Below are 26,456 nucleotides of genomic sequence, written 5' to 3'. Positions count from 1 at the left end.
TACCAACTGTTCATCAATGCTCAGAATCCCCAACGGATACCGGCTGTCATGGCCCAAGGGTCGTACCCCTTGGGCACACTCGGGTAGCTTTCACTCAACAGCGCAAACCCCTGCCCGGAGTCGGCATTATTCTCGATGTGAGACACGTAGGTGTAGAGCTGGGTATTGGTATTAAGCGAATACAGGTAGCCCGCGTGAGTGGCCCAGGCCCGTGCGCCCTCGGCTTCGATACGGTGCGAGACGCCAAGCGTGATGTCACCGGGGCCGAAAGTGATGCGTGCGTTGACCATCTGCGCAGAGGCGAACCAGCGTACGTCGGTATCGCGTTCGGAGTAGACGTAGTTCGCGCCCCACAGCACTCCACCGAGCCGCACGGTGCCGGAGAGCACGTGGGTGTTTTGCCGGTACAACTCACCGGTCGTCAGCGAGGGAGCCGAATCGTGCTGGTTGAAGCCGTAGCCCAGCCTTGTATCACCATCGCGATAGCGCAGGTTGAAGCCGCTGGTGCGGTTCTGATCCGGACCGTTTTCAATACTGGAGTTACCGTAGGAATACCCCAGTTCGCTGGAAAACCCATGGACCTCCGGGGTTCGGTAGCGCACGGTAGTATCATAAAAGCCGCCGGTGCCACTTTTGCCCAAGGTCGTGGTGTGTTCCAGGCTCATGATCGAGGCCATGTTGGACAGGCCATACATCGCCACGTCCGAATCAAGGAACACCCAGTAGATCGGCATGTACAGGCTGCCCATGTCGACCGAACCGAATGGCCCGGTCACCCCTGCACCATAACCACGGTTGGTGGAGATCCTGCCCTCGTTGTAGCCGGTGCGCCAGATGTTGCGCAGCACCAGGCCGCGCTCACCGAACGCCCGAATGCCATAGCCGCTGTTGCCCAGTGCGTAGTCGATCTTCAGGCCAATTCGCGACGCCTGCAGGTTGCCGTCCGAAACCATGGTATGGCCCGGGTGATCGTCGGTGAACTTACCGCCCTGCAGCGACAGATCAAGAATCCCGTAAGGGTTGATGCTCAGGTTTCCGGCCTTGAAGACCAAAGGTGAGGCCGCATTGGCAGAATTTCCCAGGAGGGAGCAGGTCATGGCAAAAGCAGCAAAAACGTAATTTTTATTATTCAAGTTCGCTTACTCGGGTACAGGTATTGGCGATCTCAAGGCGCAGGGAGGCCCGACGCCTCCCGTGAAGGAGGCGCACAAGGCGCTGCGTAGCGAGAAAGGATTCAACTCACAGAGCGAGGTCCGCCAGGGTTTCGAAGGTCGCCTGCCAGCGACTGCCGACGCGGATGAACACCGGAGGCTGACCCAGCGGCGCTGCAACCGTTACGCGCTGGCCGCCGGCATATCGCTCGCCACTCCACAGGTGCTGCCATTGATCGCCACGAGGCAGATAGGCCGTCCACTCGCGCTGACCTTCGGCGTGCACGGGCGCTACAAGCAGGTCTTTGCCGTACAGGTACTGATCCTGGATCGAATAGGTCTCGGGATCCTGCTCGTAGTGCAGGAACAGCGGACGCTGCAGCGGCAACCCGCTGGCCTCGGCTTCATCCACCAGGCTTTGCAGGTACGGACGCAGGCCGACATACAGTCGGGTCATGCGAGCGAAATGCGCGTAGGTGTCGGCGTCCTGCCAGAACTGCAGGTTCTGGTCCGGGCGATTGCCTTCATGGGTACGCATCACCGGAGTGAACGCCGCCATCTCGGCCCAGCGCTGGAACAGTTCGCCGGTGCGGCAATTGTCGTAGAGGCTGGTGTAGCCGCCGATATCACTGTGGTGATAGGCATTGCCGAGCAAACCCGAGGACAGCGCACCACAGATGACCGTCTGCAATCCGTCATGGCGGCTGAAGTCTACTGACTGGTCCCCCGCCCACAGCAATGGGCAATGACGTTGCACGCCGCTGTAGCCGGCCCGCATGAAGAACAGCGCATCGCCGGTCTTGCCCGCGTTGGCAATGGCCCGTGCGTTGACCTCGGCCCAGCGCACCGGCCAGGCGTTGTGCTCGAGCATCGGGTCGGCATCGCCGGCCAGTTTCAGGTCGATGGGCAGGTACTCGCCGAAGTCGGCCATCCAGCCGGACAAGCCCTTGTCGAGCATCTCGCGCCGCAGGATTCGCTCTTCAAACCACTGCGCCGCTGCCGGCAAGGTGAAGTCGACCACGCCACACAGGAACTCGCCGAAGTCCACCAGATAGGTGCCGCCTTCGACTCGCGTGGCCAGGTAACCGGCTTCCTGCGCTTCCTGAAACAACGGACCGTCGTTGCACAGGTACGGGTTCACGTAGCCCATGAACCGGATGTCCTGTGCTTCAAGGCTGGCCACCCAGGCGGCGTGATCGGGGTAGCGCGTGCTGTTCCACTGCCAGTCCCAGAACAGGCGTTTGCCAAAGGAGGTGATGCGCAGGCCTTCCCAGTCCTCGCACCACAAGGCGCTCACCGCGACGCCCTGGTCAAGCGCATCGTCGAGACGCGCCTGGGCGTGTTCGCGGCCGTTCTTCAAGCCCAGAATCGCCCCTTTCATCACCCATTCAGGCAGGCGCGGCTGGCGACCGAAATGGCTCGATACCTGGCTGACCAGTTGCACGAAGTCATCGGCCAGGAGGAATTCGAACGCCTCGGGCACCGCCCAGAACTGCAGTTCATGAAATTGTTGATGGCGGAAATCAAAATCGGCGTAGGCCGTGGTCACCGCATGCAGGCAGTAGCGCTGGGAGGAAATGTAGGTCGGCTGCGGATAGTTGGTGTGGTAGTAGTCGCCGCCGGCATTGGCTTCGTTGTCCGCTTGCAGGGTCAGCCAGGTCGACTTGTCCCGGCCGACTCCGGGCTCCGAGGTCCAGAGCGGAAAATTGCGCCCGCGCAGGTCGAAATACGACATCTGCTCGCCGCAACCCCAGACATGCTCATCCGCTGCTGCCGGTACGCGCAACCACAGGCGGTTGATGCCCGCATCAATGTTCAGTGGCACCAGGCGCAACACGTTGTCCTGCACTTGCAGGCTCAGGCTGAGCAGCACCGGGCCGTCGACCCAGGCGCGCAAATCCAGGCGCGCTGCGGCCTGGTCTAACCAGGCGTGACGCAAGGCCAGCCGTTCCTGGACATAGTCACGGATGGAGAAGTTGCCGCGCTGCATGCTGATGTCCGCCTCGCCCTGGCCGACGAAGATCGCCGGGTTGCGCTCGCTGTGACAGAACAACACGCGGCCATCGACCACCAGGCGGATGTCACCCTCGGTCTGGACGAAAGCGGCAGTGGCGAGTGAAGTTGAAGACGTCATCAGGATTGCACCTCGCAGGTTGGCAGGGAGGATTTGGCATCAGGTTCGCGCTGGCGCCAGCGACGGCGAACCACGCTGATGGCCGCCAGCGCCGCGACCCACACCGTCGCCAACAACGGCACGAACCAACTGCTCGGCCCGGCCGCACTGGCCACTCCCAGCGGAGAAAAAGTCAGGTAGATCGAGACCAGTGCGGCCAGCAGCACGATGCTGAAGCTGCCCGCATGGCGCCATGGCGTCAGGTCCATGATCCGGCTCGAGGTCTGCACCACGTAAGGCTCGGCCCGGGCGTAGCGGTTGCGCAAAGCGATCAGGATCAGCATCTCGATGGCGAACATGATCCCCATCACATGGATAAAACTGATGCCCAGGCGCACATCGATTTTCAGGCCCAGCACGAAGACCGCGTAGCACAAGGCGTGCAGGCCCAGCACCAGCTTGGCCGGGAACGCGCCGCCGCGGGCATTGAAGAACCCGAACAGCATGATGGCAATGATCGGCATGTTGAAAAACCCGGTGAAGCGGCGCAGCACCGCATAGATGCCTTCCGGCGCATACATCAGCATCGGCGCCACGACCAGCGACACCAGGGCAGCGAGGATGCTCACGCGCTTGCCGAAGCGCACCAGTGCCTGATCATCGGCCAGGGGCCGCAACGGCTTGTAGAAATCGTAGGTGAGCAAGGTCGCCGTGCCGTTGATGATCGCGTTGAAGTGACTCATCACAGTGCCGAAGATCACGGCCACGAAGAACCCCTTCATCCACCAGGGCATCAACACCGACACCAGCGCCGGATAGGCCATGTCGGAGTTCGACAGCGGCTGATCGCGGAACAGGTGCCAGGCGATGACACCCGGCATCAGCATGGCCAATGGCACGAGCAGTTTCAGGCAACCGGACAACAGCACGCCCTTCTGCCCTTCAGCGAGGTTTTTCGCCGCCATGCTCTTCTGCACGATCGCCTGGTTGGTGCACCAGTAAAACAGGTTGGCAACAATCATCCCGGTGAAAATCGCACCAAACGGCACCTTGTCCTGCGGGCCGCCGATGGCATTCAGCTTCTCGGGCGAGTCCTGCATGATCGTCTGCGCGCCGGACAGTACATCGCCCTGGCCGAGGGTCCACAGGCCAATGATCGGGATCAGGATGACCACAACCAGCAGGCCGATGCCGTTGATGGTGTCCGACACCGCTACCGCGCGCAGGCCACCCAGTACCGCGTACGCCGCGCCAATCACGCCGGTGCTGACGATCAGCAGCGAGATGGTGGCCGGATAGGACCAGCCGAGAATGCCTTGCAGGTCGAAAATCTGGTTGAAGGTGATTGCCCCCAGGTACAGCGACGCGGGGTTCAAGACCAGCGTGTAGGTGGCCACCATCAGCGCGCTGACCACGCGACGGGTGGTGACGTCGTAGCGCTTTTCAATGAACTCCGGCAGCGTCGAAAAGCCCCCACGCATGTAGCGCGGCAAAAAGAACAACGCCAGGGCGATGGTCGAGACCGCCGCAGTGGCCTCCCACGCCATCGAGCTCAGATTGTGGGCATAGGAGTCACCGTTGAGGCCGATCAACTGGTCGATGGACAGGTTGGTGAGCATCATCGAGCCGGCGATAAACCAACCGTTGAGCCCACCGCTGGCCATGAAGTAGCCGTGGGCACCGACATCCTTGGCCTTGCGCGTGAAGGACCAGGAAATGGCGGCCACCAGGCCGGTAAAGAACAGCATGCTAAGGAAGGTGAACAGGGACGTATTCATTTTTTATAGTTGTTCTCCAACACGGGTTGGGTAGACGCTCGGATAAAATCGCAGCGCTGCTAAATGGTACGCGCCGAGCATAAACCAAGCAAAATCGTAGCGCTACGATTTTTCCTTCGTTTTACGCGCATTTTTGTTCGCATTCGAATTTTGCCGAGCTGGCATGCTCGTGATTGACTTGAAAGCGCCCTGCTTTCATTCTCTTGGACTTTTGCACCCGAGGAAACAGATGAGCGACTTACCGGCAACCATCGCCAACGGCAATCCGGGCCGTCGCAAAGGCAATCGCGTAACCATGGACGAAGTCGCCGAGCGGGCTAACGTCTCGCCCAGTACCGTTTCACTGTTCCTGCGCGATCCTGACGCTGTCTCCAGCAAGCGTGCCGAGCGTATCCGCGAAGCCATCGCCGAAACCGGCTACACCATCAATCGCCTGGCGGGCGCCCTGGCCGCTTCCCACAGCCGCACCGTAGCGGTCATAGTGCCTTCGATGATCAACGCGTTTTTCTCGGAGACCCTGCAAGCCATGCAGGACGTGTTCGAAGCGCGGGGCTATCAGCTGCTGATCAGCAACAGCAACTACGACCCCGACCGTGAACTGGAACTGCTGCGGGCGCATTTATCCTGGTCCCCTGCGGCATTGGTGCTCACCGGTAACCAGCATCAAGCCGCCCGGTCGCTACTCGAAGCCACCGGCATCCCGGTGGCGCAAATGTGGGAACTGGGTGACGAGCCGTTTCATCTGCAGGTCGGGTTCTTCCACGAGGATGTCGGCGCGGCGCTCGCCGAGCACCTGTACCAATCCGGCGTGCGCCGCTTCACCTATGTCGGCTCGCGCATGCACCTTGACCATCGCGCACAAAAACGTGCCGAGGGCTTTCGTGCCTGGCTGGAAAAAAAGGGTTGCACGGCGACGATCATCGCCCTGGAGGAGAGTACTTCCGAGGTGGTGTTGACCCAGGTGTTCGACCAGCTGGCCAAGACTGCAGATCAGCCGCAGGGCTTGTGCTGCTCCAACGATGTGCTGGCGATTGGCGCGCTGTTCGAAGCCCGTCGTCGCGGCATCGATGTGCCCGGCCAGCTGGCGATTGCCGGTTTCGGCGACCTGCCCCTGAGCAAGCTCAGCGCGCCGCGCCTGACCACCGTGCGCCCGTACCCGCTGGAGATCGGTCGTACGGTCGCCACTCGCCTGCTGCAGTGGATCGAAACCGGCACCCTGCCCGCCGAGCCGGAAACCGTGGACCTGGGGTTCGAACTGATCGTGCGCGAGAGCACCTGCGCAGTGCCAGATTGATGCAGGCGGCACACAGCCGCCCGCATCGCTTGCAGCCTGGCGCTGTCAGCGATTGACGCCACCCAGGCACACGTATTTGAATTCCAGGTAGTCCTCGATGCCGTAGCGCGATCCTTCGCGGCCCAGGCCGGACTGTTTGACCCCACCGAACGGCGCCATCTCATTGGCGATGGCCGCCGTGTTGACGCCGACCATGCCGTACTCCAGCTCTTCACTGACGCGCATCACCCGCCCGATGTCGCGGGTGTAGAAGTAGCTGGCCAAGCCAAACTCGGTGTCGTTGGCCCGCTCGATGACCTCTTCTTCGGTGCTGAAGCGGAACAACGGCGCCAACGGGCCAAATGTCTCTTCCTGGGCGACCTTCATGGCAGCGGTAACACCGGTCAGTACGGTGGGTTCGAAGAAGCTGCCACCCAACGCCGCACGCTGCCCGCCGGTGACCAAACGGGCGCCTTTTTCCAAGGCATCGCCGATGTGCTCTTCGACCTTGCGCACGGCGGCCTCGTCGATCATCGGTCCTTGGGTGACGCCCTGCTCCATGCCATTGCCCAATACCAGTTTTTGCGCGCCGGCGGCGAGTTTTTCGGCGAATTGATCGTAGACGCTGTCCTGTACGTAGATTCGGTTGGCGCACACGCAGGTCTGCCCGGCATTACGGAACTTGGACAGCATTGCGCCCTCGACGGCCTCGTCCAGATCGGCATCATCGAACACAATGAACGGCGCATTGCCACCCAACTCCATGGAGACTTTCTTCACCGTGTCGGCGCATTGCCCGATCAACAGGCGACCCACCGGAGTCGAACCGGTAAAGCTGAATTTGCGCACCAATGGATGCCGCGTCAGCACGCCGCCAATCTGAGTCGCGCTACCGGTCACGACGCTGAATACCCCGGCCGGAATACCTGCACGCTCCGCCAGCGCCGCGAGCGCCAGGGCCGACAACGGCGTCTGGCTGGCCGGGCGCAGAACCATGGCACAACCGGCGGCCAGCGCCGGCGCGACCTTGCGGGTGATCATCGCGTGGGGGAAATTCCACGGCGTGATAGCTGCCGTCACGCCGATAGGTTCCTTGGTGACCAGAATGCGCTTGTCCGCCGACGGCTGCGGGACGGTGTCGCCGTAGACCCGCTTGGCTTCCTCGGCGAACCACTGCACGAACGAAGTGCCGTTGGCCAGTTCGCCGCGGGCTTCGGCCAATGGCTTGCCCTGCTCGGCAGTGAGGATCAGCGCGAGGTCATCGAGGTTGTCCTGCATCAGGCTGTACCAGGCCTGCAGCAACTCGGAGCGCTCCTTGGCGGTCTTGCGCTTCCACTGCTTGAATGCCTTGTGTGCAGCAATCACGGCCCGCTCGGCTTCGGCCTCACCCATTTGCGGCACCCTGGCGATCAACTCGCCGGTGGCCGGGTTGGTGACATCGAAAGTCGCACCGCTGTCGGCACCGACCCATTGCCCGTCGATATAAGCCAACTGTTTGAACAGCGAAGAATCCTTGAGGTTGAGCATGAGGTTTGAACTCCTGTGCAGATCGGAAAAAGTCGGATCAATGAATCGGTGGCTCGGGTACGACTTCCCCCGCTTGCAGGAAATCGAAGTCGCAGCCTTCGTTGGCCTGGGTCACGTGCTGCTGATACAGCGCCGCGAAAGATCGGCCGTACTGGCGATGAACCGGCACGTGCGCAGCGCGCCGGCGAGCCAGCTCTTCGTCGCTGACGCGCATGTTCAGGGTGCCGGCATCGATATCCAGGTCGATGATGTCGCCGCTGCGCACCAGGCACAGCGGCCCACCCACCGCCGCTTCCGGCGCGACGTGCAGCACACAGCTGCCGTAGTGAGTGCCGCTCATGCGTGAGTCGGAAATGCGCAGCATGTCGCGCACCCCGGCTTCCAGCAGCTTTTTCGGGATTGGCAGATTGCCCCACTCGGGCATGCCTGGCGCGCCGACGGGCCCGGCATTGCGCAGCACCAGCACGGTGTCTGCGGTGATTTGCAGCCCCGGGTCGTCGATCATTCGGCTCAGGGTTTCATGGTCGTCGAACACCAGCGCCGGCCCGGAATGCTTGCGCAATGCAGGGCTGGCGGCAGAAGACTTCATCACCGCGCCATCGGGGCACAGGTTGCCGCGCAGCAGTGCCAGCGTGGCGCCTTGGTCAAGGCCCACCACCGGGTTATCGAGGCTGCGGATAATATCGTTGTCGTAGCACTTGGCATCGGCCAGCAACGCGTCCCACGTTTGCCCGGTGGCCCCGGCGCAATCGAGCGCCAGGAACGGCGTGATCTCGCGCATCAGTGCCCGCAGGCCGCCGGCGAAGTGGTAGTCCTCCATCAGTGCATTGCCGGACGGGAACAGATTCAGCAGCACGGGGATTTTGGCCGCAGTCTCGGCTAATTGCTCCAGCGTCAGGTCGATCCCGGCACGACGGGCGATGGCAATCAGGTGAATGGCCGCATTGGTCGAGCCACCCATGGCCATGTAAACCGCCACGCCATTGGCGAAGTGCGCAGGGGTCAGCCAGGTGGAAGGCCGACGGTCGCGCCAGATCAAATCGACAATGGTCTCGCCACACTGCGAAGCCATGCGCGGATGCCCCGCATCAGCCGCCGGAATGCTCGACGCGCCCGGCAGGGTGAAGCCGATGGCATCGGCGATGCTGGTCATGGTCGACGCGGTGCCCACGGTGTTGCAGGTGCCGATCGAGCGGGTCATGGCGCCTTCCAGTTCTTCCCAGGCCACCGTATCGATCAGCCCCAGGCGCCGCTCATCCCAGAACTTCTTCGTATGGGTACCCGCGCCGGTCTTCACTCCACGCCATTGGCCGTTTGACATTGGCCCGGCAGGGCAATAGAGAATCGGCAGGTCCATGCTCAGGGCACCCATCAACAAGCCGGGCGTGGACTTGTCACAGCCACCTAGCAGCACCGCACCATCGATGGGCAGGGAGCGCAGCAGCTCTTCGGTTTCCATGGCCAACAGGTTGCGATACAACATGGTGGTCGGCTTGACCATCACCTCGCCCACCGACTGCACCGGCAGCTCCACCGGAAATCCGCCTGCCGCCCAAACACCGCGCTTGACCGCTTCGGCACGTTCGCGCAGGTGCGAATGACAGGGTGACAACTCGCTCCAGGTGTTGAGGATGGCGACCACCGGCTTGCCCATGAACTCCTCGCGTCGCAGCCCGATCTGCTGCATGCGCTGGCGATGGGCAAAGGCGCGGATGGTGTCCGGAGCGAACCAGCGCTGGCTGCGTAGCTCTTCCAGTTTTTTGTGTTTATCTGACATGAAATGGCTTCCGCTTGACTCTAAAAGGCCGTCTCCCAGATGGGTCTCGACGGTGTCGGTGATTGTTCAAAAGTGGATGGACAGCAACGGCCGCATGACCAGGCTCACCCCTGCCAACAGCAACAGGACGAAGACGCCGATGCGCAGCGTTCGTGCCTTGATCGCGGGTGGCCGGCGGCGCATGTACCAGGTCAGGGCGAACACCACGGGCGCCGCTTCCAGAGCCAGGTAACCCGCACTCGCCTCAAGGCGCCCGGCGTAAGACTGCAGGCCCAATCGCAACAAGGCGTTCAGCGCGAACACCACGATCAGGGTGTCGCGCACCACGTGCGCTGCCAGCGGCTGGCGATACAGCTGATAGACCAGGGGCGGACCAGCGCTGGAGAACAATCCGCCCATGATCCCGGACAACCCGGCGAACCCGCTGAAACTGAGCCATCCGGAAAGTCGCTCGAGGTGGCGCGACTGAACCACCAGCAGGAAGCTGCACAGCACGATGGTCACCCCCAGCGCCAACTGCAGCAGATCCCGCTCATGCGCCCCCAACAAGCCCAGCAATTCAACCCCTGCAACCACGCCGAGCAGGCTGCACCCGAGGATTAGCGCCAGCAGCTTCGGCGCCAGGGCCGGGCGACGGCGCAGCAACACAAAGGCGTTGATCAACGTCAGGATCGAGCTGACATTGGCGACGGTTTCTACCGGCGCCAGCTGCAACAATCCGGTCAGCCCCAACAGCAACAGGCCGAAGGCAAAACCCGTGGTGTTCTGCGCAAACGTGGCCAGCGCCACACAGAGCAGAAACCCCACATGTGACCAGACGCTCATCATTTACAGGCTGTCTCGAACAGGCCAGGGGGCCGACAGGTCGGGGAATTTGCAACTGCCATGAGTACTCCTGAGGGCCAGACTGCGAGTGATTTTCACCGGTTCCTGAAGCCGCCCGGCTTGAGGTCAATCAATACGGCGTGGTGACCGCAACGGGCGCCTGATGAGCCTTCAGGACCGTGAGGAACTCGTTGGCCTTCTTCATCATCATCGCCAGGTCGGAAGCCACTGCGGCGAAGGCATACCCCTGCTCCAGATAACTTTGAACCAGTTCAGGCGTGCCGCCGACTATCCCCATCGGCATGCCGATACGGCTGGCGCGCACAATCGCATCGCTGATCATTGCCTGAACCTCTGGATGCCCCGGATTACCGATGTGACCGCATGCTGCGGACAGATCGCCCGGGCCAAGGAACAGCGCATCGACCCCGGCAATCGCGGCAATTTCTTCAAGGTTCGCCAGCGCGGTTGGCGTTTCGATCTGCAGGATGCAAGTCACTGCGTCGTTGGCTTCCTTGCCGTAGTTGGCCCAGGTGCCATAGCGGCTGGCACGGTGCACGGCGGCAAAACCGCGGTTGCCCAACGGGGGATACTTCACCGCGTTGACGGCCGCCTGCGCCTGCTCGGCGTTCTCCACGAACGGCACCATGACGTTGAACGAACCCAGGTCCAGTGCTCGCTTGAGCAGCACCGGGTCATTGGCAGCAACCCGCACAATCGGCTGGGCGCCCCCGCAGTGGATGGCCTGGAGGATTTGCCACAGATCGCGAAATTCGATGGGCACGTGTTCCATGTCGACCAATAGCCAGTCAAAACCGGCGTAACCCAGGGCTTCGGCGGTGCTTGCAGACCCGGACATCAGCCAGGTGCCAATGGGAGCGCTGGGGCCGTTCAAGCGGCTGGCAAAGGTCTGGGTTGAGTGTACGTCGGACATGGCGTGCCTCCGGTTTCAGATGGGGTGGCGGCGCTGCTGGCGGTGCTTGAAAGCAAAATCGCAGCGCTGCAAATTAGGACTGAAAGCATATTCCAGAAATAATCGCAGCGCTACGATTTTTACTTGTGGTTGTTGATTGAGTGCTTCGGTAGGGGATCGAGGGATAAAAAAATGGAATTGTCTGGTTGACCGTTCGGTCAAGAATTACGTAACGCAGTAATTTCTGACCAGGAGCCAGCGATGACTATTGAAGCAGAGACACTCGTACAACTGACCGCCGCGCTGCAGCAGCGCGGGATCGTTCTGGTATCGGATGTGAGGTTTACCCGGGCGCCTTATCGGATGAATCATGTGTGGACGTGTACTGTTGAGTAGGCTGCTTCAGGAATTGCGCATAGGTGATTCCGCTGATGAAACAAAAGCCCGGTACAGCGACTGACCTTTGTAGGAGCGAGGTGGCTCGCGAAAACCGTCAACGATAACGCGCGAAGCCTGTGTGTACGCGGCGTCTATACGTTTTTCGCGAGCAAGCTCGCTCCTACAACAGCATTACGACACTGGGTCGGGCGTTTTGGGCGGACTGCCCATCAAGGGTTGGGGTGCTCGCTGGACACCGAATTGGCGGCATCCACGTCGGTCATTTCTTCGTCGACAGACGCCTCATCGTCAGCTGGAAGCGGGACCTCGGTTCCACTTCTTTTAGGATCATGGCCTGTCTCGTTGTCAGTGCCGCCCGACACGCCCTTCTGGGAAATATTGCCTGGGGCATTCTCGTCGATTTCCATGTTGGCTCTCCGTTCGCAATGCGCGGGAATTCCGCGCTTGTATATGAGAGAGAGCACATCGTTGCAAGTGCCCGGTTATGGACGAACGGGGCTGTGTGGTGGTCTTCTAGTGTGGGCTTATACATATGCGGTGACCGGCACTGAAGCCCAGATCACCAAACTGAATGCCACGCTGGAAAAAATCTTCAATAACCTGCCGGAAGACTGACCCGGCGGGTCAATCCGGCACCGGTGTCGGCAACGGCTCGCCGGCAAAATGCGCAGCGAGGTTGGCCAAGGTCAGGTCCGACATCGCCCGCCGCGTATCCCAGGTGGCACTGGCCATGTGCGGCGCCAGCAGCACGTTGTCCAGATCCAGCAGCCCCGCATGCGGCCGCGGTTCATCCTCGAATACGTCCAGCCCTGCCCCCAACAGCCGCCCCTCAGCCAACGCCTGTGCCAGCGCCGCCTCATCGACCACACTGCCGCGCCCCACGTTGATCAGGATGCCCTGGCTGCCCAACGCATCGAGCACACAGGCATCGACCAGGTGATGAGTCGAGTCCCCACCGCCCACTGCAACCAGCAGGAAATCCACCGCCGCCGCCAGTTCGGTGACCGAAGCGTAATACGGGTAGTCCACTCCGAGCGGACGCCGGCCGTGGTAGCTGATCTGCATGTCGAACGCCGCCGCGCGCTGCGCAATCGCCTTGCCGATGCGCCCCAGCCCAACGATTCCCAGACGCTTGCCACTGACCTTGCGAGTGAACGGAAAAGGCCCCTGTTGCCAGCGCCCTTCGCGCACAAAACGGTCCGCCCGTGCAATGCGCCGCGCCGTGCCAAGCAGCAAGGTCATGGCAAAATCGGCGACGTCGTCGGTCAGCACATCCGGCGTATGCGTGACCGCAATGCCACGGGCCCGGGCCGCTTCGACGTCGATGCCGTCATAACCAACGCCAAACACCACGATCACTTGCAGATCCGGCAGGCGCTCGATCAAACCGGCGCTCACCCTCGACTCGCCATTGGCGATCAGCGCGCGAATACCACGCAGCGTTCGCGCCTCCAGTTCCTCGCCGCTCTCACTGCCCTCAAGCACGTCATAGTCGGCATACAGCCGCTCGCTGAGCATGTCTGGCAGACGCGCAACTTTAAGCACGGTTGATTTCATCGATGCCTCCCGGAACAGAAACGGTAGTGACCTTGCGGCTGCGTTTGCCGCCGCCCAAATAGAGCCCTAACAGCCCCCCCGCCAGCAGCGCGGCGGCCACCAGCAACAAGGCATAGTCATAGCTATGGGTGGCGTCCTTGATCCAGCCCATCACCGGCGGCAAGCCCAGGCCGGCAATGTTGGCAATGGAGTTGATCAAGGCAATCGATACGGCAGCCGCCGGCCCGGACAGGTATTCGGTGGTGGTCGCCCAGAACACCGGCGTCGCCGCCCAGTTCAGCCCCACCGCCACCACCAGCAGCACGTACGCCAGCCACTGGTTGCCGGTAAACACCGCCAGGGCCAGCAGCACTCCGGCCGCCAACAATGGCCCACCCAAATGCCAGCCCCGCTCGCCGGTGCGATCGGAGTGACGGCCGTTCAGGTACATGAACACGCACGCCAGGAAGAATGGCATCGCCGATAGCAGGCTGACGACGAACGAGCCCTGCTTCGATACCGACTGCACAATCAGTGGCAGGAACAGCGTGACGCCGATGGTGCCAAACGCCTGCAGCAACCAGAACAGGCTGAGCAACCACACCTGGCGACTGCGAAAAGCCACATGCCAGGCGTCCTTGTGCGAGATCACCGTCGTTGCCTGCTCGGCCTGCATGGTGCGGCTGAGCCAGTCCTTCTGCGCGCTGTCGAGCCAGTGGGTAGAGGCCGGCGTTTCGGGCATGTAGCGCAACACCACGTAGCCCAGCACAATCGCCGGAATGCCTTCGAGCAGGAACAACCAGCGCCAGCCATTAACGCCGAACAGGCCATCCAGATTCAGCAAGGCACCCGACATCGGCAGACCGATCACCGACGCCAGCGCAGCGCCAATGTAGAACCACGACATGGCCCTGGCTCGGTCGCTGCGCGGGAACCACTGGGAGAGGTAGTAGATGATCCCGGGCGTGAAACCCGCTTCGGCGGCCCCCAGCAGCAGACGCATCACGTACAGCTGGTTGGCGCTCTGGATCAGGCTCATGCCCGCGGCAATGATGCCCCAGGTGATCATGATCCGCGCAATCCAGCGCCGCGCACCGACCTTGGTCAGGATCAGGCTGCTCGGCACTTCGAACAGGATGTAGGTCAGGAAGAACAACCCCACGCCGATGCCATACATGCGCAGGCTGAGGCCGAGGTCGGCATTCATCGTCAACGCCGCCACCGAAATGTTCGACTTGTCGATGTAGGCCACCATGTAAAGCAACATGAGGAACGGAATCAGCTTCAGGTTGAGCGTCTTCATGGTGCTGGCGTGCAGACGGCTGTCCAGCGAAGGACCAGTCATGGGGGAATTCCTCTTATTGTCTTTATTCTCGGTGGCCGGACGGCGTCGGGTCACTGGGTTGTGACTGACCTTAAACCAGCCGAGAACTTAGTTCAATATGTGAATTATAAACCCATTATGTGGGATTTAAGCTGAAACGAATAAGCCTGCGCATCTGGTGCAATGCTGTTCAATAACGGGAACATCGACCCACTGCAGGAGCGAGCTTGCTCGCGAGAAACGCCAACGATAACGCGTGAAGCCTGAGTAAACGCGGCGCCCATAAGTTCTTCGCGAGCAAGCTCGCTCCTACAACGGCATTGGAGCCTACGGGCTTTTTGCGGGGGGATTTCGCCTACGCCTGGAGTGAAGAAGTCCATCTATTGAGATGCCCTCTCCCGTCGGGCAAACTCCGCCGTCCCCATTGGCCGATAACAGGAGTTTACGGATGCCATTTCCATTGACGGAATACAATGCTTTGCTGGCCCTCAAGGGCGTGGGGCCGGCCGTTATCGGTCGACTTGAGCAGATGGGCATTGACTCACTGGCGGTGCTCAGCGAGGCGAGTGTTACTGACATCCTGGCTCATGCGTCGGCGGCCACGGGGTCGTCTTGCTGGAAGAATAGTCCCCAAGCCCGCGCCGCTATTATCGCGGCCATTGAGCTTGCGAAAGGCGCGCAGTTGAGCACGTCTGAGACGTAAGGCTGATCGCCTATTTCAATGGGTAAATCATGTCGGGAAGCAGGAAATCTACCTGGTAAATACCCCGTGCCGCGCGAACGGTCACAGGGTGTGTGACCGGTCTTAAGTCACTCAGCTCCCATGCCAGCCAGCCTTCCTCGAAATAACTTGCACAGGCCGCTTGCATGTCAGCCTGGACGAATGGACGTACAGCTTTTACTCGCACAATCGCGACGGCTGTACCGTCAGGGTCTTCGTCACCCTCCTCATGAAGAAACCGTCCGTTTTCGACAATCAGGAGATCCTCGGAGGGGGCTAAATCTGGATACCAACGACGGACCTCGAGGGTTTTCTCTCCAGCAGCGATCCGGCCCGGGACCAATGCCCACACGGCCTGACACCGAGGGCAACGGGGGCGGCTCGCAAGCATTTGGCGCCGATCCGCGCCCAGACGGTACCCGGCGCCGTACGGCGGGCATTGCAATTCAACCTCGTGCAATCTTGTCATTTGCCAAGGCTTAGGGCAGGGTCGATACCACTGACATCTCTGCCACAGGAGTCACCCATGTCAAAGCTCTATCCCAGTATCGATCCCGAGGGGCTGGTCGAGTACTCGGTGGTCTACACCGACCGCTCGCTCAACCACATGTCGCAGTCCTTCCAGGGGGTGATGAAGAACATTTCCAGCACCCTGAAACAGGTCTACAACGCCGAGGCCGTTGCAGTGGTGCCGGGCAGCGGTACATTTGGCATGGAGGCGGTGGCGCGGCAGTTTGCCGGCGGCCAGCAATGCCTGGTAATCCGCAACGGCTGGTTCAGTTATCGCTGGAGCCAGATCCTGGAGATGGGCAACATCCCGGCGGCGACCACGGTACTCAAAGCTCGACCGGTCGAGACGGGTCGCCAGGCCGCCTATGCTCCGCCCCCGCTGGACGAGGTGCTGGCAGCCATTCAGGCGCACAAGCCACAGGTGGTCTTCGCCCCCCACGTTGAAACCTCATCGGGGATTATCCTGCCCGATGACTATATGCGCGCCGTCGGCGACGCCGCGCATGCGGTGGGTGGCCTGTTCGTGCTGGACTGCATCGCCTCGGGCGCGCTGTGGGTCGATATGCACAAATGCGCCATCGACCTGCTGATCAGCGCACCGCAAAAAGGCTGGAGCGCCTCCCCTTGCTGCGCCCTGGTGATGTTCAGTCCCTTGGCCCTGGCGCGCATCGAGCAGACGCAGAGCAGCAGTTTTGCCTGCGACCTGAAAAAATGGCTGCAGATCATGCAGGCCTACGAACAGGGCGGCCATGCCTACCATGCCACCATGCCCAGCGACGCCCTCGCGCGCTTCAACGAAGTGATGAAAGAGACGCAAGCCTACGGCTTCGACAAGGTCCGCGACGAACAGCAAGCGCTGGGCGACCGGGTGCGCGCCATGTTGATCAGTAAGGGGATCAAGAGCGTGGCCGCCGCCGGTTTCCAGGCCCCTGGCGTGGTGGTGAGCTACACCGATGATGCCGACATCAAGAACGGCAAGAAATTTGTCGCCCACGGCCTGCAGATCGCTGCTGGAGTACCGTTGCAGTGCGACGAGCCAGCAGACTTCCAGACCTTTCGCATCGGTCTGTTCGGGCTCGAAAAGCTGCACAATATCGAGCGCACGGTCAGCACCCTGGAACAAGCGCTGGATGAGGTGATGCGTAGCTGATCCATTCACCGGCGCCGGGCTCGTGGAGGATGACAAATCTTCTGCGGGCCTACACCTGATGCCTCAGCGCACTGATGATGAAAGCATGCAGGCTATTCACCGCTTTCGACCCACGCGAAGCACGGCTACGCAGAATCGACACCTCCATCGGTTCAATGCTGCCCAAGCCGTGCTCGCTGCCCAAGACCTGAAGCGATGGCTGCACGGTGCACTGGGTAATCGCGGCAATCGCAAGCCCGCCCTCCACTGCCGCCACCTGGCCCGCGAGACTCGAACTGTTGTAGACCACCTTGAACTGGCGGCCCCGTTGGGTCAGTGAATTCACGGCATAAAGCCGAGCCAGGCTTGCGCTTTCGTAGACGGCGATCGGCACTGGGTCGCGCCTCCAGAGTTCGAACAGGGCGCTTGCGCTGTGCGCTTTGGGCTTGGGTGCACTGATCCAGGCATCGGCGACCTGGTTCACCGTATTGAAGATGGTTGGCGGGTTGTATCTGATCTGGCTGGGCTGGGGGCTGTGGCGGTCTGCGCCGGTCAGTCTTGAGCCGACCGGTGCTACAAGCTTTCGACGCTGGTCGCTGTTCCGCCAAGGACTGGTGTCGGCGCTTTCAAATCCCAAGGCACTGCTGCTGTTTACTGCGTTTATTCCGCCGTTCCTGGATCCGTACAGGAGCATCATTGCGCAAACGGCAGCGATTGCCCTGACGTATGCGGTGGTAGAGTTTGTGGTTGAGTATATGGTGGCGAGTGCAGCGCATCGGGTGCGGCCTTGGCTGGCTCGGACGGGGCGGCGGTTCAATAAGGTGTGTGGTGGATTTTTTGTGGTGTTTGGGTTGGCGTTGCCGATTCATTCGTGAGGGTGTCAGCCGATTTTTGCGTATCCTCCCAGGATGTATGCTGAAAACTGCCGAATCTCAGGCGTTGTTCTTCAAGCGCTTAAGAGGTTTTGAACATGTCAAAGAAGCAAGAAGCGGATGCGCCGGTAGTGACTGCGGCCGATATTGAACGATCGATCCAAGCGTTAAATAGAATGGTTGAGCGGCTTTGGGGGGATGGTCGAGAGGCGGAAGCAAAAGCGCTGCTTGATGCGCTGGATGCACTTAATCGGGCGTTGGATCGGATCAGGATTGGTGAGAGCCGTAAGGTGAAAACCCTTCATTGAGAATGAACATGGCTCAACTTTGGACTCGACGCTCAAGAATGGAGAAGTAGTTGCCAGAGCTTATTGAGGGACTCGACGGACCAAGAACAGCTCAGCAGGAGCTGTTCTACGACCTGGAGGATACAGCCGCAGTGATCGGCTGGTCCATGATTGAGCTGACCCGTATGGCGAGTATGGGGAAAACGCCTGACGAAGCCATTGCGCTGATAAAGATATGCGCATTGCTGAAGGCTCAACAGGAAAAAATCAGCTTATATGCTGGCGAAGTAAAGGCCGGAGCGATTTTGCGAAGCGAGACTGAGTGATTCGCTGCTACTTTAACAATAGCTGCTCCTCAGCAGCAGAACCTTCTGGATATGGACATTCAATGAAAAACAGCAAAAATCTACTCGCCCTGTCATGCCTCATCGCCGTTTCGCTGCTTAGCGGCTGCGCAGCGTCCGTAAAAAGCGGTGGCGCTGAAACTCTGAAAATTGACGAAACCGCCAAGAAAAACTTAGTTGTTAACATCCAGGGCAATGGCAAGGTTCAGCAGAACGAAGACTGGATTCGCCTGAGGCAAGAATGGAACCAGGCCCTCAAAGATGAAGCTACCCGTGCCGGTTATCGCCTCACCGAATCTCATGTAGCGGACCCCGCTGTTAAGGACGGAGTGGGCATCAAGATCAACGTCACCAATTTTCGATACCTTACACCCGGTGCGCGTTATGCAGCGGGCGTGATGGTTGGCAACTCCTGGATCAACTCAAGTGCGGATTACTCGGATTTGAAGTCCGGGCGGTTAATCGGTAGTCGCACCTATGACACTTCTTCGTCGGCTTGGGAGGGGGTTATGTCAGCAATGACTCAAAAGCAGGTCGAGGCGATCGCTCAGCAGATTATCAGCGACATCAAGGGCACAGAGGCTGAGTGATTCAGGTCTGGGTGCACGAACCCATTCACTCATGAGGGGAAACCATTCAGCACATTTAGAGTGGTGTTGGCGCTCTTGTGACTGCCATCCACTGCTACTTTGCTAATGCCTCAGAAAGCACTACATCAAAAAAAGATGTAATGAGCCGACTGGACCGACGTTCGGAGAGGCAATACATAAACGTATCGGTATAGAGCGAATCACCATCAATGCGGATCGCTCGGATACGAGGATCGGGGATGTATTCCGCTTCGGACACAACCCCCAGTCCTATGCCCCGAGCCACCGCCTCGCGTAGCGCTTCGCGACTACCGATCTCCATGGTTATTCGCGGGAAAACCTGCGCTGCAATCAACGCCTGCTCCAGCACCAGGCGAGTGGTTGACCCTGGCTCTCGCTGCAGCAGCGGCTGCCCTTCCAGCTCGTCCAGTCGTACTGAACCCCTTGCGGCAAAAGGATGCTCATGGTGGGCGAACAGGATGATGGCGTGACGCGCGTAATGCACAGCGCAGAGGCCTGGGTCATCATTCCGGCCGGCAAGCACGGCGATATCCGTGACGTAGCTCTCAAGATCGGCCAGCACCTGCGCCGAGTTGCCCACACGTATAGACACATCGATGCGTGGATATTGTTGGCGGTAGTTATCAACCATCTCGATCACATGAAATGGTCCCACCGCCCCCAGCTTGAGTTCGCCGCTGTCAAGCCGCCCAGAATCGCGCAGCAAGTTGTGCGCATCAAGATCCAGCGCAGCCATCGCTTGGGCTATCGGCAGTAATTGCCGTCCAACATCGGATAACTCTATACGCCGCCCGCGACGGTGGAACAGCTCCAGATTGTACTGCCGCTCCATACTCTGCACCTGGGTTGTCAGCGTCGGCTGGCTGAGCCCTAGCGCTCTGGCACCGGCGCTGAAACTACCGTGGCGCGCCACAGCGAGGAAAGCACGCATCTTGGCGGTCGACATCCATAGACTCCATCAATAGTTAGCTGCTGAAACCCATATTGAATTGATCGTATGACTGTCACGTGACATTTCTAACCTGAGGCCACTCCAACCAGCCTCCTGGAATGCCATGAACAACTTCTCCAGATTTTTGCGTGTCGTCGCTATTGCATGCCTCTCGATCAGCGCCGTCTGCCAAGCAGCAGCGAACGACAAATTGAGAATTGGCCTGATCCCCTCAGAAGACTCCCAGGCGATGATCGAGTCCAGCAAACAGGTACTCGCCAGCCTCGAAAGCAAACTGGGTATGCCGGTCGAACCATTTGTCGCGACCGACTACAACGGCATCATCGAAGCACTGCGCGCAGGCAAGCTGGACGTGGCCTACCTCGGCCCTTTCTCCTACGTTCTGGCAACTTCGGTGGCCGATGTCGAAGCCTTCGCAGTAGCGGTCACCAAAAAGACCGGCCAAAGCGCCTACAAAAGCTTGATCATCGCCCGCAAGGACAGCGGCATTAATCAATTGTCCGACCTCAAGGGCCACACGTTCGCCTTTGTCGATCCCAGCTCTGCGTCGGGCCATCTGTTTCCCAAGGCCGGCCTGGAGCAGGCCGGCTTTGACCCGACAAAACTTTTATCGCGGGTAATCTTCTCCGGCTCCCACGATGCAAGCATCCTGGCAGTCGCAAACCAGAAGGTCGATGCCGCTGCAGTCGCCGACCGCATTCTTGCAAACGCAGTAGCCAGGGGCCTGGTGAAGCAGGATGACTTTCAGGTGGTCTGGAGCTCTCGCCCGATCCCTGAGTCGCCAATGGTGTGGCGCAAAAACCTCGACCCTGTACTGAAACAGAAAGTCGCCGTAGCGCTGGCCTCGATCAAGGATGTGCCTTGGGGTGACCAGGGCCAACTCGATGGTTTCCAGCCCACGACCGATGCTGCTTACGACGTCGTGCGCGAAACCGCCAAGGTCCTTGATCTGGATTTGCGGAGGCTGAAATGATCAGCATCAGCCAACTGACCAAGCATTACGGGGATAACCCGGTATTGCGTGGCATCGACCTTAAGGTTTCAGCCGGAGAATTTGTGGTGATACTGGGCCAATCCGGCGCTGGAAAATCTACATTGCTGCGCTGCATCAACCGACTGGTTCAGGCTGATTCCGGGACGCTGACAGTGGCGGGTATTGATGCAATTACTTGCCGTGACACCAGCATTCTGCGACGTCAGGCAGCCATGATCTTCCAGCACCACAATGTGGTACCACGGCTCAGCGTACTGAAAAACGTACTCACCGGTTGCCTGGGCAATGTCTCAACGCTTACCTCGATCATGCAGCTGTTCAGTCGCGAGAATGTGGCCTTGGCCATGCATTGCCTGGAACGCGTAGAGCTCACCCACAAAGCCCACGAACGCACGGATGCGCTGTCCGGCGGGCAAATGCAACGTGTCGGTATTGCTCGCGCCCTGGCGCAGCGGCCAAAGGTAATCTTGGCGGACGAACCGGTGGCCAGCCTCGACCCCAAGACTGCGCGCCTGGTACTGCAATACCTGCGCGATGCCACACGCGAACTGGGAATCACCGTGTTGTGCAACCTTCATCAGGTGGATTATGCCCGCGAGTTTGGCGACCGAATTGTCGGCTTGGCCCACGGCAGGCTGGTGTATGACGGTGACGCTTCCAACATGACCGAAGACGATTTGCAGCGCATCTATCCAGGCCAGGTAAAAGAGTCGCAAGACGCGCCAGCGATGGCACACAAGCCGAAGGTCCACACCGCGCAGCTGAGGGTATGAGCATGAAACAGCAAAGCTACCTGTGGACGGTGGACCTGCCATCTGGAACTCGCGGCTGGCTGTCCACCGGTGCGATTGTGCTAGCGGTGATTTTGACACTCCACTGGAGCGCAACGGGCGCACAGCTGAGTGTGGGTGAACTGGCCGCCGGCTTGCCGCAAATCGGCGACTTCCTTGCACGCACCGTCCCACCCGATCTGAGCATTCTCCCTCGACTGGTAGCACCGGCCATCGAAACACTGCAAATCGCACTCTGGGGAACATTGCTTGGGGTGTTGCTGGCGATTCCGCTGTCGTTTCTTGCGGCTCGCAACCTCAGTCGAAATCGCCTGGTCTTCCACACCACTCGTCAGTTCCTCAATTTCACCCGCAGCATCAACGAGTTGATCCTGGCGTTGATATTTGTTTCGGCGGTTGGCCTTGGGCCCTTCCCCGGCGTGCTCGCGCTGGCACTGCATGGCCTGGGTATGCTTGGAAAGTTTTTTGCCGAAAGCATCGAGGAGATCGACCAAGGCCCTATTGAGGCGCTGCAGGCAACAGGTGCTCGGCCGTTGCAGGTCATCGTATTTGGCGTGTTGCCACAAGTCATCACGGCCTGGATTGCAGTGGTCCTTTATCGCTTCGAAGTCAATCTGCGTTCCGCCACCGTGCTCGGCATGGTAGGTGCCGGCGGCCTTGGATTTGAGTTGGTGAGCAGCCTCAAGCTTTTCAAATACCAGGAAACCGCGACCTGCATCATCGTCATCACGCTCATGGTGATCGTTGCCGATGCGGTGTCCAGTAGGTTGCGCAACGTCATCCAGCGCGGGGCGCATCACTAAACACTGCATGAGCAACAAGTGTCCCAAGGGACGTGCTATCGGTTCAACCGATCAAAGCCTGCGAATTATCGATTTGAGCTGTTGCTGAAGGGCCCCGACTATGGGGGCCACTTACAACAACAAAAATAAAGGACCCGCCATGACTGCCCGATTCCACAATCCAGTTGATACCCGTTTCGGCTGGGGCAGCCTTCTCGAGCTTGCCGAAATCACCGAAAACCAGAAAGTCGCCCTTGTGACATTTCCCGAAGCTCGTGGGCTGGGATTGGTCGATCGTATTCAAGACCTGCTGGGCGATCGACTTGTGTATATCGTCGAGGACGTCCAACCCAATCCAGACGTAGCTCAGCTTCGTGATACCTATGAACGTTTCTGGCAGCAGGCCGGCGAATGCCACGCAGTCATTGCAGTGGGCGGCGGTAGCGCCATCGATACTGCGAAGGCGCTGATCGTGGGTACTGAGTCTGGCCGCTTCGATGAATTACTCGCGTTGTTGGCGGCAGGTAAACCGTTCGTCCCGGCACGCAGCAAAGTACTGATTGCTGCTCCGACCACAGCGGGTACCGGCAGCGAAGTTACACCTTGGGCGACGATCTGGGATTCGGCCAGCCACAAAAAATACTCGCTGCACCTGGAATGCACCTGGCCAAAGGTAGCCATCGTCGACCCGCAGTTGATGCTTACGGTTCCAGGCAGTGTCACGGTGTCTACGGGGCTGGACGCGCTGTCGCATGCACTGGAGTCGATCTGGAACATCAATGCCAATCCGGTTTCGGACACCTTCGCCATTTCCGCGATTGAGGACATCCTTGAATGCCTGCCGCTGCTGCGTCGTGACCTGTCCAGCAAGGAGTTACGCTCACGCATGGCATTGGCCGCTCTTAAGGCAGGGTTGGCATTCTCCAATACCAAAACCGCATTGGCCCATTCCATTTCCTACGAAATGACCCTGCACTATGGTCTGCCGCACGGTATCGCCTGCTCCTTTACCCTACCGCTGGTGCTGGGCCTTGCCTGGGGCCACGACGAAGCGCGCGACCGAACCCTTCAACGAATATTCGGCAACGACCTGAAAAAAGCCCAAAGCCAGTTGCGTGAATTCCTGCATAGCCTGGACGTTAAAACGGAGTTTTCCGACTACGGTGTAACGGCATCGCAAGCCGAGGAAATGATCAACTTTGCCATGCAGGGCGCCAGGGGCAAAAACTTCATCGGCTCTAGAGCTGCTTAGAGCCGGAAAACCTTACCAAGCACTGTCAGCGGCATGCGAGCCGCGACGATTTCCTGCTGCACCCACAAAAGAGTGCACCCGCCGACGCCAATCGACGGGACCGAACAATAATAAGGAAAAGATCATGAATCGTGCCCAAGCCATGCCTGCTCTCACAACATCCACCTCATCTTTCCGATTCGCCCAGTGGCGCATGCTGCTGGCTGCGATGTTCTGTTACTTGTTCTTCTACACCGGCAGGCAAACATTCGGTTTCGCCATTCCGGGGATCCAGGCCGAGTTCGGTTTTACCAAAGAGCACCTGGGGTGGGTATCGGCTGCAATGCTCTGGGCCTATGCCATTGGCCAGGCAATAAACGGTAACTTGGCCGATAAGTTCGGCGGCCGCCGCATCATGACATTGGGTGCCGTACTGTCCTGCGGCGCTAACTGGGTGACCAGTTTCGCCAGTAATTTTACCGCGCTGATCCTCCCTTGGGGTATCAACGGATACTTCCAGGCATTGGGTTGGGCACCGGGCAGCCGTCTCATCTCCAACTGGTGGAGTGCCGGCGAGCGCGGCAAGGTATACGGCTTGTATGTATTCGCCGCCGGTTGTGCCTCGGTTCTTTCGTACGTGACCTCCATCGTCGTACTTGAGGTGATGCATCTGGAGTGGCGATGGATCTTCCGCTTGCCGGTACTGCTGATGCTGGCGGGTGGCATCATCTTCTATCTGGTGGCACGTGAGCGTCCACAGGACATGGGTTTCGAGCCCCTAGCCGATACGGGCGTTGCCAACGCCGATGACAAAAACCATGAGGTGGCACACGGCGAAGACGAAACGTCCGCGCAACGCTACAAAGCCGTCCTGAAGAACTTTCGTTTGATCATCGCCGCCCTGTCCCTCGGTTTCCAGAACGCTGCACGCTACGGCTTGATCGTCTGGGTGCCGGTGCACTTTCTGGGTGCCAATTGGAAAAGCGGCGACAGCATGATCGATCCGAAGTGGATCACCGTCGCCCTGCCCGTCGGCATGGCCATCGGCGCCCTCAGCAATGGCTGGATATCGGACAAGCTGTTCGGTTCCAAACGCTACCTGGCGATCATGCTTTACATGGTCCTCGGCGCGGCAACCAGCCTGTGGATGTGGACCCTTGCACCTCATAGCGCAACCGGTCTGGTGGCACTGTTCCTTTGCGGTTTCTTCGTTTATGGCCCGGCGTCGAGTTTCTGGGCACTGTGTCCGGACCTGGTCGGGGCTAAACGGGCCGGCACCGCAACCGGCGTGATGAATTTCTCGTCCTATCTGTTCGCAGGCCTGGCAGAACCGCTGATCGGCAGTATGCTCGACAGTACCGGCAACACGTCTTTGATCTTCATCGTGGTCACGGCTGCCTGCCTGAGCAGTGCCGCGGTCGCGCTGTTTATCAGACGTTGAGCGTTCGCCAGAGAGGCTTGAGTTAACAGCGCCGGCTCATGAACAGGATCTTCTATGTACCAGTACCACAAGTGGCTACGTTCCTTTCATGCGGTGGCGAAGACCGGCAGCTTCACCCTCGCCGCCGAGTACCTGAGCGTCGGCCAGCCGACAGTCAGCGAACAGGTCAACGCGCTGGAGAAAAAATTTTCCGTGGAACTGTTCCACCGTCGTGGCCGCTTTATCGAAATGAGCTCGGCGGGACACAAGCTCTATGCGATCACCCAGGGCCTGTTTGGTCAGGAGGATGAAGCCGTGCAACTTTTGCAGAGTTTCAAGCAACGCAAAACCGGCATGTTGCGCCTGGGTGCAGTTTCGCCGCCCATTGCGATGAACCTGACTTACGAACTGATGCAGCGCCATCCGGACATCGAACTTGAAACCTCGTTCTCACCGGAGAAAGAGACGCTGGATCGCCTGTTCAACTTCGACATCGACGTGGCCATTCTGGCGTTATCAGAGTTCGATCAACGCTTTGACACACAGCTTTACAGACGCTGCCCGATCATTGCCGTAGTGCGCGATGACCATCCGTGGGCAGCGCAGAAAGAGGTGCACGTCGAGCAGATCCGCGATGAGAAATGGGTCCTTCGGGAGAAAAGCTCACGCACTCGCCAGTTGGTGGAGGAAAGCTGCAAACGCCTCGATGTCGACTTGAACTGCATCATGCAATTGAACAGTCGCGAAGCCATTGTCCATGCCATCACAAAAGGCATCGGTATCGGTTTCGTGTCAGCCGTCGAATATGCGCAAACACCAGGCACAAAGCCGATCACCTTTGTTAACCACCCGTTTTCCATCGACTACCACCTGTGCTGCCTCGGTATTCGTAGAAACCGGCCGATGATCGCGGAGTTGTTCGACTCAAGCCCAACACCGTCCATTTGATTCTGTAACGCACTTGAACATTTGACAGGCCTACTCTCGGTCACGAGAGGGACGGCCTTCCCATCCTCAAAAGTGGAGATTTACCATGAATTACAAACAACCTGATCAACTGCAAGCCGTAGTTCTGGACTGGGCGGGCACCGTTGTTGATTTCGGTTCCTTTGCCCCGACGCAGATCTTTGTCGAGGCTTTCGCCGAGTTTGGCGTCGCTGTCTCTCTGGAAGAAGCCCGCGGCCCGATGGGCATGG

General features: G+C 59.6%; 24 protein-coding genes and 3 pseudogenes. 14 read left to right on the top strand and 13 right to left on the bottom strand.

Features of this window, described 5'->3' with window-relative positions; translation table 11 throughout:
- Positions 1 to 20 precede the first annotated feature (20 nt).
- The 3 genes from UB23_RS17145 to UB23_RS17135 all read right to left on the bottom strand — a co-directional run bounded on the left by UB23_RS17145 (position 21) and on the right by UB23_RS17135 (position 5,042).
- On the bottom strand, positions 21 to 1,097 hold the full coding sequence (locus UB23_RS17145) for a porin (protein ID WP_045060490.1): 1,077 nt from the start codon (positions 1,095 to 1,097) through the stop codon (positions 21 to 23).
- 142 nt (positions 1,098 to 1,239) lie between these two features.
- Positions 1,240 to 3,285, bottom strand: a complete 2,046-nt coding sequence (locus tag UB23_RS17140) for an alpha-glucosidase (protein WP_045060489.1) — start codon at positions 3,283 to 3,285, stop codon at positions 1,240 to 1,242.
- On the bottom strand, positions 3,285 to 5,042 hold the full coding sequence (locus UB23_RS17135) for a solute:sodium symporter family transporter (protein WP_045060488.1): 1,758 nt from the start codon (positions 5,040 to 5,042) through the stop codon (positions 3,285 to 3,287). Before UB23_RS17135 ends, UB23_RS17140 begins: the two co-directional genes overlap by 1 nt.
- Before the next feature lie 229 nt (positions 5,043 to 5,271).
- On the opposite strand from UB23_RS17135, the gene UB23_RS17130 reads away from it, so the two are divergent.
- Complete coding sequence (locus UB23_RS17130; RefSeq protein WP_045060487.1) at positions 5,272 to 6,336, top strand: LacI family DNA-binding transcriptional regulator; 1,065 nt, start codon at positions 5,272 to 5,274, stop codon at positions 6,334 to 6,336.
- Between the two features lie 45 nt (positions 6,337 to 6,381).
- Here UB23_RS17130 and UB23_RS17125 read toward each other — a convergent pair whose 3' ends face one another.
- The 7 genes from UB23_RS17125 to UB23_RS17095 all read right to left on the bottom strand — a co-directional run bounded on the left by UB23_RS17125 (position 6,382) and on the right by UB23_RS17095 (position 14,637).
- Positions 6,382 to 7,842 (bottom strand): 3-sulfolactaldehyde dehydrogenase, encoded by a 1,461-nt coding sequence (locus tag UB23_RS17125; RefSeq protein WP_045060486.1) that lies wholly within the window; start codon positions 7,840 to 7,842, stop codon positions 6,382 to 6,384.
- Positions 7,843 to 7,879: 37 nt separating this feature from the next.
- Positions 7,880 to 9,619, bottom strand: a complete 1,740-nt coding sequence (locus tag UB23_RS17120; RefSeq protein ID WP_045060485.1) for a 6-deoxy-6-sulfo-D-gluconate dehydratase — start codon at positions 9,617 to 9,619, stop codon at positions 7,880 to 7,882.
- A 66-nt stretch (positions 9,620 to 9,685) separates the two neighbouring features.
- Positions 9,686 to 10,444: a sulfite exporter TauE/SafE family protein gene (locus tag UB23_RS17115; RefSeq protein ID WP_045060506.1), complete on the bottom strand. Its 759-nt coding sequence runs from the start codon at positions 10,442 to 10,444 to the stop codon at positions 9,686 to 9,688.
- 130 nt (positions 10,445 to 10,574) lie between these two features.
- Positions 10,575 to 11,378, bottom strand: a complete 804-nt coding sequence (locus tag UB23_RS17110) for an HpcH/HpaI aldolase family protein (RefSeq protein WP_045060484.1) — start codon at positions 11,376 to 11,378, stop codon at positions 10,575 to 10,577.
- 587 nt (positions 11,379 to 11,965) lie between these two features.
- The gene (locus UB23_RS17105) at positions 11,966 to 12,163 is read right to left on the bottom strand and encodes a hypothetical protein (protein WP_045060483.1); all 198 of its coding nucleotides are present in this window, start codon (positions 12,161 to 12,163) and stop codon (positions 11,966 to 11,968) included.
- Between the two features lie 217 nt (positions 12,164 to 12,380).
- The gene (locus tag UB23_RS17100) at positions 12,381 to 13,313 is read right to left on the bottom strand and encodes a 2-hydroxyacid dehydrogenase (RefSeq protein WP_045060482.1); all 933 of its coding nucleotides are present in this window, start codon (positions 13,311 to 13,313) and stop codon (positions 12,381 to 12,383) included.
- Positions 13,294 to 14,637: an MFS transporter gene (locus tag UB23_RS17095; protein ID WP_045060481.1), complete on the bottom strand. Its 1,344-nt coding sequence runs from the start codon at positions 14,635 to 14,637 to the stop codon at positions 13,294 to 13,296. Before UB23_RS17095 ends, UB23_RS17100 begins: the two co-directional genes overlap by 20 nt.
- 427 nt (positions 14,638 to 15,064) lie before the next feature.
- On the opposite strand from UB23_RS17095, the gene UB23_RS17090 reads away from it, so the two are divergent.
- Positions 15,065 to 15,319, top strand: coding sequence for a Pathogenicity locus (locus UB23_RS17090; RefSeq protein WP_045060480.1), 255 nt, complete (start codon positions 15,065 to 15,067; stop codon positions 15,317 to 15,319).
- 10 nt (positions 15,320 to 15,329) lie between these two features.
- On the opposite strand, the gene UB23_RS17085 is transcribed toward UB23_RS17090, so the two are convergent.
- Positions 15,330 to 15,728, bottom strand: coding sequence for an ASCH domain-containing protein (locus tag UB23_RS17085; RefSeq protein WP_045060479.1), 399 nt, complete (start codon positions 15,726 to 15,728; stop codon positions 15,330 to 15,332).
- Positions 15,729 to 15,863: 135 nt separating this feature from the next.
- On the opposite strand from UB23_RS17085, the gene UB23_RS17080 reads away from it, so the two are divergent.
- On the top strand, positions 15,864 to 16,997 hold the full coding sequence (locus UB23_RS17080) for an aminotransferase class V-fold PLP-dependent enzyme (RefSeq protein WP_045060478.1): 1,134 nt from the start codon (positions 15,864 to 15,866) through the stop codon (positions 16,995 to 16,997).
- A gap of 49 nt (positions 16,998 to 17,046) precedes the next feature.
- Here UB23_RS17080 and UB23_RS17075 read toward each other — a convergent pair.
- Positions 17,047 to 17,517 (bottom strand): annotated as a pseudogene (locus UB23_RS17075) (hypothetical protein); the annotation flags it as partial.
- On the opposite strand from UB23_RS17075, the pseudogene UB23_RS17070 reads away from it, so the two are divergent.
- From UB23_RS17070 to UB23_RS17055, 4 genes and pseudogenes are all read left to right on the top strand, one after another.
- A pseudogene (locus tag UB23_RS17070) lies at positions 17,402 to 17,851 on the top strand (LysE family translocator); the annotation flags it as partial. The pseudogenes UB23_RS17075 and UB23_RS17070 overlap by 116 nt on opposite strands.
- A 95-nt stretch (positions 17,852 to 17,946) precedes the next feature.
- Positions 17,947 to 18,156, top strand: a complete 210-nt coding sequence (locus tag UB23_RS17065; protein ID WP_045060477.1) for a hypothetical protein — start codon at positions 17,947 to 17,949, stop codon at positions 18,154 to 18,156.
- Positions 18,157 to 18,206: 50 nt separating this feature from the next.
- Entirely contained in the window at positions 18,207 to 18,461 is a 255-nt protein-coding gene (locus UB23_RS17060; RefSeq protein ID WP_045060476.1) for a hypothetical protein, read from the top strand.
- Between the two features lie 62 nt (positions 18,462 to 18,523).
- Positions 18,524 to 19,069 (top strand): DUF4410 domain-containing protein, encoded by a 546-nt coding sequence (locus UB23_RS17055; RefSeq protein WP_045060475.1) that lies wholly within the window; start codon positions 18,524 to 18,526, stop codon positions 19,067 to 19,069.
- A 94-nt stretch (positions 19,070 to 19,163) separates the two neighbouring features.
- On the opposite strand, the gene UB23_RS17050 is transcribed toward UB23_RS17055, so the two are convergent.
- Entirely contained in the window at positions 19,164 to 20,036 is an 873-nt protein-coding gene (locus tag UB23_RS17050) for a LysR substrate-binding domain-containing protein (protein ID WP_045060474.1), read from the bottom strand.
- A 109-nt stretch (positions 20,037 to 20,145) separates the two neighbouring features.
- Between UB23_RS17050 and phnD the strand changes: the two genes are divergently transcribed.
- The 7 genes and pseudogenes from phnD to UB23_RS17015 all read left to right on the top strand — a co-directional run.
- Entirely contained in the window at positions 20,146 to 21,015 is an 870-nt protein-coding gene (gene phnD, locus UB23_RS17045; protein WP_082069196.1) for a phosphonate ABC transporter substrate-binding protein, read from the top strand.
- Entirely contained in the window at positions 21,012 to 21,809 is a 798-nt protein-coding gene (gene phnC, locus UB23_RS17040) for a phosphonate ABC transporter ATP-binding protein (RefSeq protein WP_045060473.1), read from the top strand. Before phnD ends, phnC begins: the two co-directional genes overlap by 4 nt.
- A 2-nt stretch (positions 21,810 to 21,811) precedes the next feature.
- Entirely contained in the window at positions 21,812 to 22,630 is an 819-nt protein-coding gene (gene phnE / locus UB23_RS17035) for a phosphonate ABC transporter, permease protein PhnE (RefSeq protein ID WP_045060472.1), read from the top strand.
- A gap of 139 nt (positions 22,631 to 22,769) precedes the next feature.
- Positions 22,770 to 23,861: an iron-containing alcohol dehydrogenase PsrA gene (psrA, locus tag UB23_RS17030; RefSeq protein ID WP_045060471.1), complete on the top strand. Its 1,092-nt coding sequence runs from the start codon at positions 22,770 to 22,772 to the stop codon at positions 23,859 to 23,861.
- A 124-nt stretch (positions 23,862 to 23,985) separates the two neighbouring features.
- A complete protein-coding gene (locus UB23_RS17025) occupies positions 23,986 to 25,281 on the top strand; it encodes an MFS transporter (protein ID WP_045060470.1) in 1,296 nt (431 codons plus the stop codon).
- Between the two features lie 54 nt (positions 25,282 to 25,335).
- On the top strand, positions 25,336 to 26,208 hold the full coding sequence (locus tag UB23_RS17020; protein ID WP_045060469.1) for a LysR substrate-binding domain-containing protein: 873 nt from the start codon (positions 25,336 to 25,338) through the stop codon (positions 26,206 to 26,208).
- A gap of 85 nt (positions 26,209 to 26,293) precedes the next feature.
- Positions 26,294 to 26,456, top strand: a pseudogene (locus UB23_RS17015) (phosphonoacetaldehyde hydrolase); the annotation flags it as partial.

It is taken from the genome of Pseudomonas sp. ES3-33 (assembly GCF_000952175.1).
Taxonomy (GTDB): Bacteria; Pseudomonadota; Gammaproteobacteria; order Pseudomonadales; family Pseudomonadaceae; genus Aquipseudomonas; species Aquipseudomonas gregormendelii.
Note: the sequence above shows the minus strand (reverse complement) of the source record. Positions and strands in the feature narration are given on the sequence as shown.

What these genes read in the sequence shown, in the direction of transcription:
- UB23_RS17145 (WP_045060490.1), bottom strand. Translation starts at nt 1,097, where the DNA reads ATGACCTGCTCCCTCCTGGGAAATTCTGCCAATGCGGCCTCACCTTTG.
- UB23_RS17140 (WP_045060489.1), bottom strand. Translation starts at nt 3,285, where the DNA reads ATGACGTCTTCAACTTCACTCGCCACTGCCGCTTTCGTCCAGACCGAG.
- UB23_RS17135 (WP_045060488.1), bottom strand. Translation starts at nt 5,042, where the DNA reads ATGAATACGTCCCTGTTCACCTTCCTTAGCATGCTGTTCTTTACCGGC.
- UB23_RS17130 (WP_045060487.1), top strand. Translation starts at nt 5,272, where the DNA reads ATGAGCGACTTACCGGCAACCATCGCCAACGGCAATCCGGGCCGTCGC.
- UB23_RS17125 (WP_045060486.1), bottom strand. Translation starts at nt 7,842, where the DNA reads ATGCTCAACCTCAAGGATTCTTCGCTGTTCAAACAGTTGGCTTATATC.
- UB23_RS17120 (WP_045060485.1), bottom strand. Translation starts at nt 9,619, where the DNA reads ATGTCAGATAAACACAAAAAACTGGAAGAGCTACGCAGCCAGCGCTGG.
- UB23_RS17115 (WP_045060506.1), bottom strand. Translation starts at nt 10,444, where the DNA reads ATGAGCGTCTGGTCACATGTGGGGTTTCTGCTCTGTGTGGCGCTGGCC.
- UB23_RS17110 (WP_045060484.1), bottom strand. Translation starts at nt 11,378, where the DNA reads ATGTCCGACGTACACTCAACCCAGACCTTTGCCAGCCGCTTGAACGGC.
- UB23_RS17105 (WP_045060483.1), bottom strand. Translation starts at nt 12,163, where the DNA reads ATGGAAATCGACGAGAATGCCCCAGGCAATATTTCCCAGAAGGGCGTG.
- UB23_RS17100 (WP_045060482.1), bottom strand. Translation starts at nt 13,313, where the DNA reads ATGAAATCAACCGTGCTTAAAGTTGCGCGTCTGCCAGACATGCTCAGC.
- UB23_RS17095 (WP_045060481.1), bottom strand. Translation starts at nt 14,637, where the DNA reads ATGACTGGTCCTTCGCTGGACAGCCGTCTGCACGCCAGCACCATGAAG.
- UB23_RS17090 (WP_045060480.1), top strand. Translation starts at nt 15,065, where the DNA reads ATGCCATTTCCATTGACGGAATACAATGCTTTGCTGGCCCTCAAGGGC.
- UB23_RS17085 (WP_045060479.1), bottom strand. Translation starts at nt 15,728, where the DNA reads ATGCTTGCGAGCCGCCCCCGTTGCCCTCGGTGTCAGGCCGTGTGGGCA.
- UB23_RS17080 (WP_045060478.1), top strand. Translation starts at nt 15,864, where the DNA reads ATGTCAAAGCTCTATCCCAGTATCGATCCCGAGGGGCTGGTCGAGTAC.
- UB23_RS17065 (WP_045060477.1), top strand. Translation starts at nt 17,947, where the DNA reads ATGTCAAAGAAGCAAGAAGCGGATGCGCCGGTAGTGACTGCGGCCGAT.
- UB23_RS17055 (WP_045060475.1), top strand. Translation starts at nt 18,524, where the DNA reads ATGAAAAACAGCAAAAATCTACTCGCCCTGTCATGCCTCATCGCCGTT.
- UB23_RS17050 (WP_045060474.1), bottom strand. Translation starts at nt 20,036, where the DNA reads ATGTCGACCGCCAAGATGCGTGCTTTCCTCGCTGTGGCGCGCCACGGT.
- phnD (WP_082069196.1), top strand. Translation starts at nt 20,146, where the DNA reads ATGAACAACTTCTCCAGATTTTTGCGTGTCGTCGCTATTGCATGCCTC.
- phnC (WP_045060473.1), top strand. Translation starts at nt 21,012, where the DNA reads ATGATCAGCATCAGCCAACTGACCAAGCATTACGGGGATAACCCGGTA.
- phnE (WP_045060472.1), top strand. Translation starts at nt 21,812, where the DNA reads ATGAAACAGCAAAGCTACCTGTGGACGGTGGACCTGCCATCTGGAACT.
- psrA (WP_045060471.1), top strand. Translation starts at nt 22,770, where the DNA reads ATGACTGCCCGATTCCACAATCCAGTTGATACCCGTTTCGGCTGGGGC.
- UB23_RS17025 (WP_045060470.1), top strand. Translation starts at nt 23,986, where the DNA reads ATGAATCGTGCCCAAGCCATGCCTGCTCTCACAACATCCACCTCATCT.
- UB23_RS17020 (WP_045060469.1), top strand. Translation starts at nt 25,336, where the DNA reads ATGTACCAGTACCACAAGTGGCTACGTTCCTTTCATGCGGTGGCGAAG.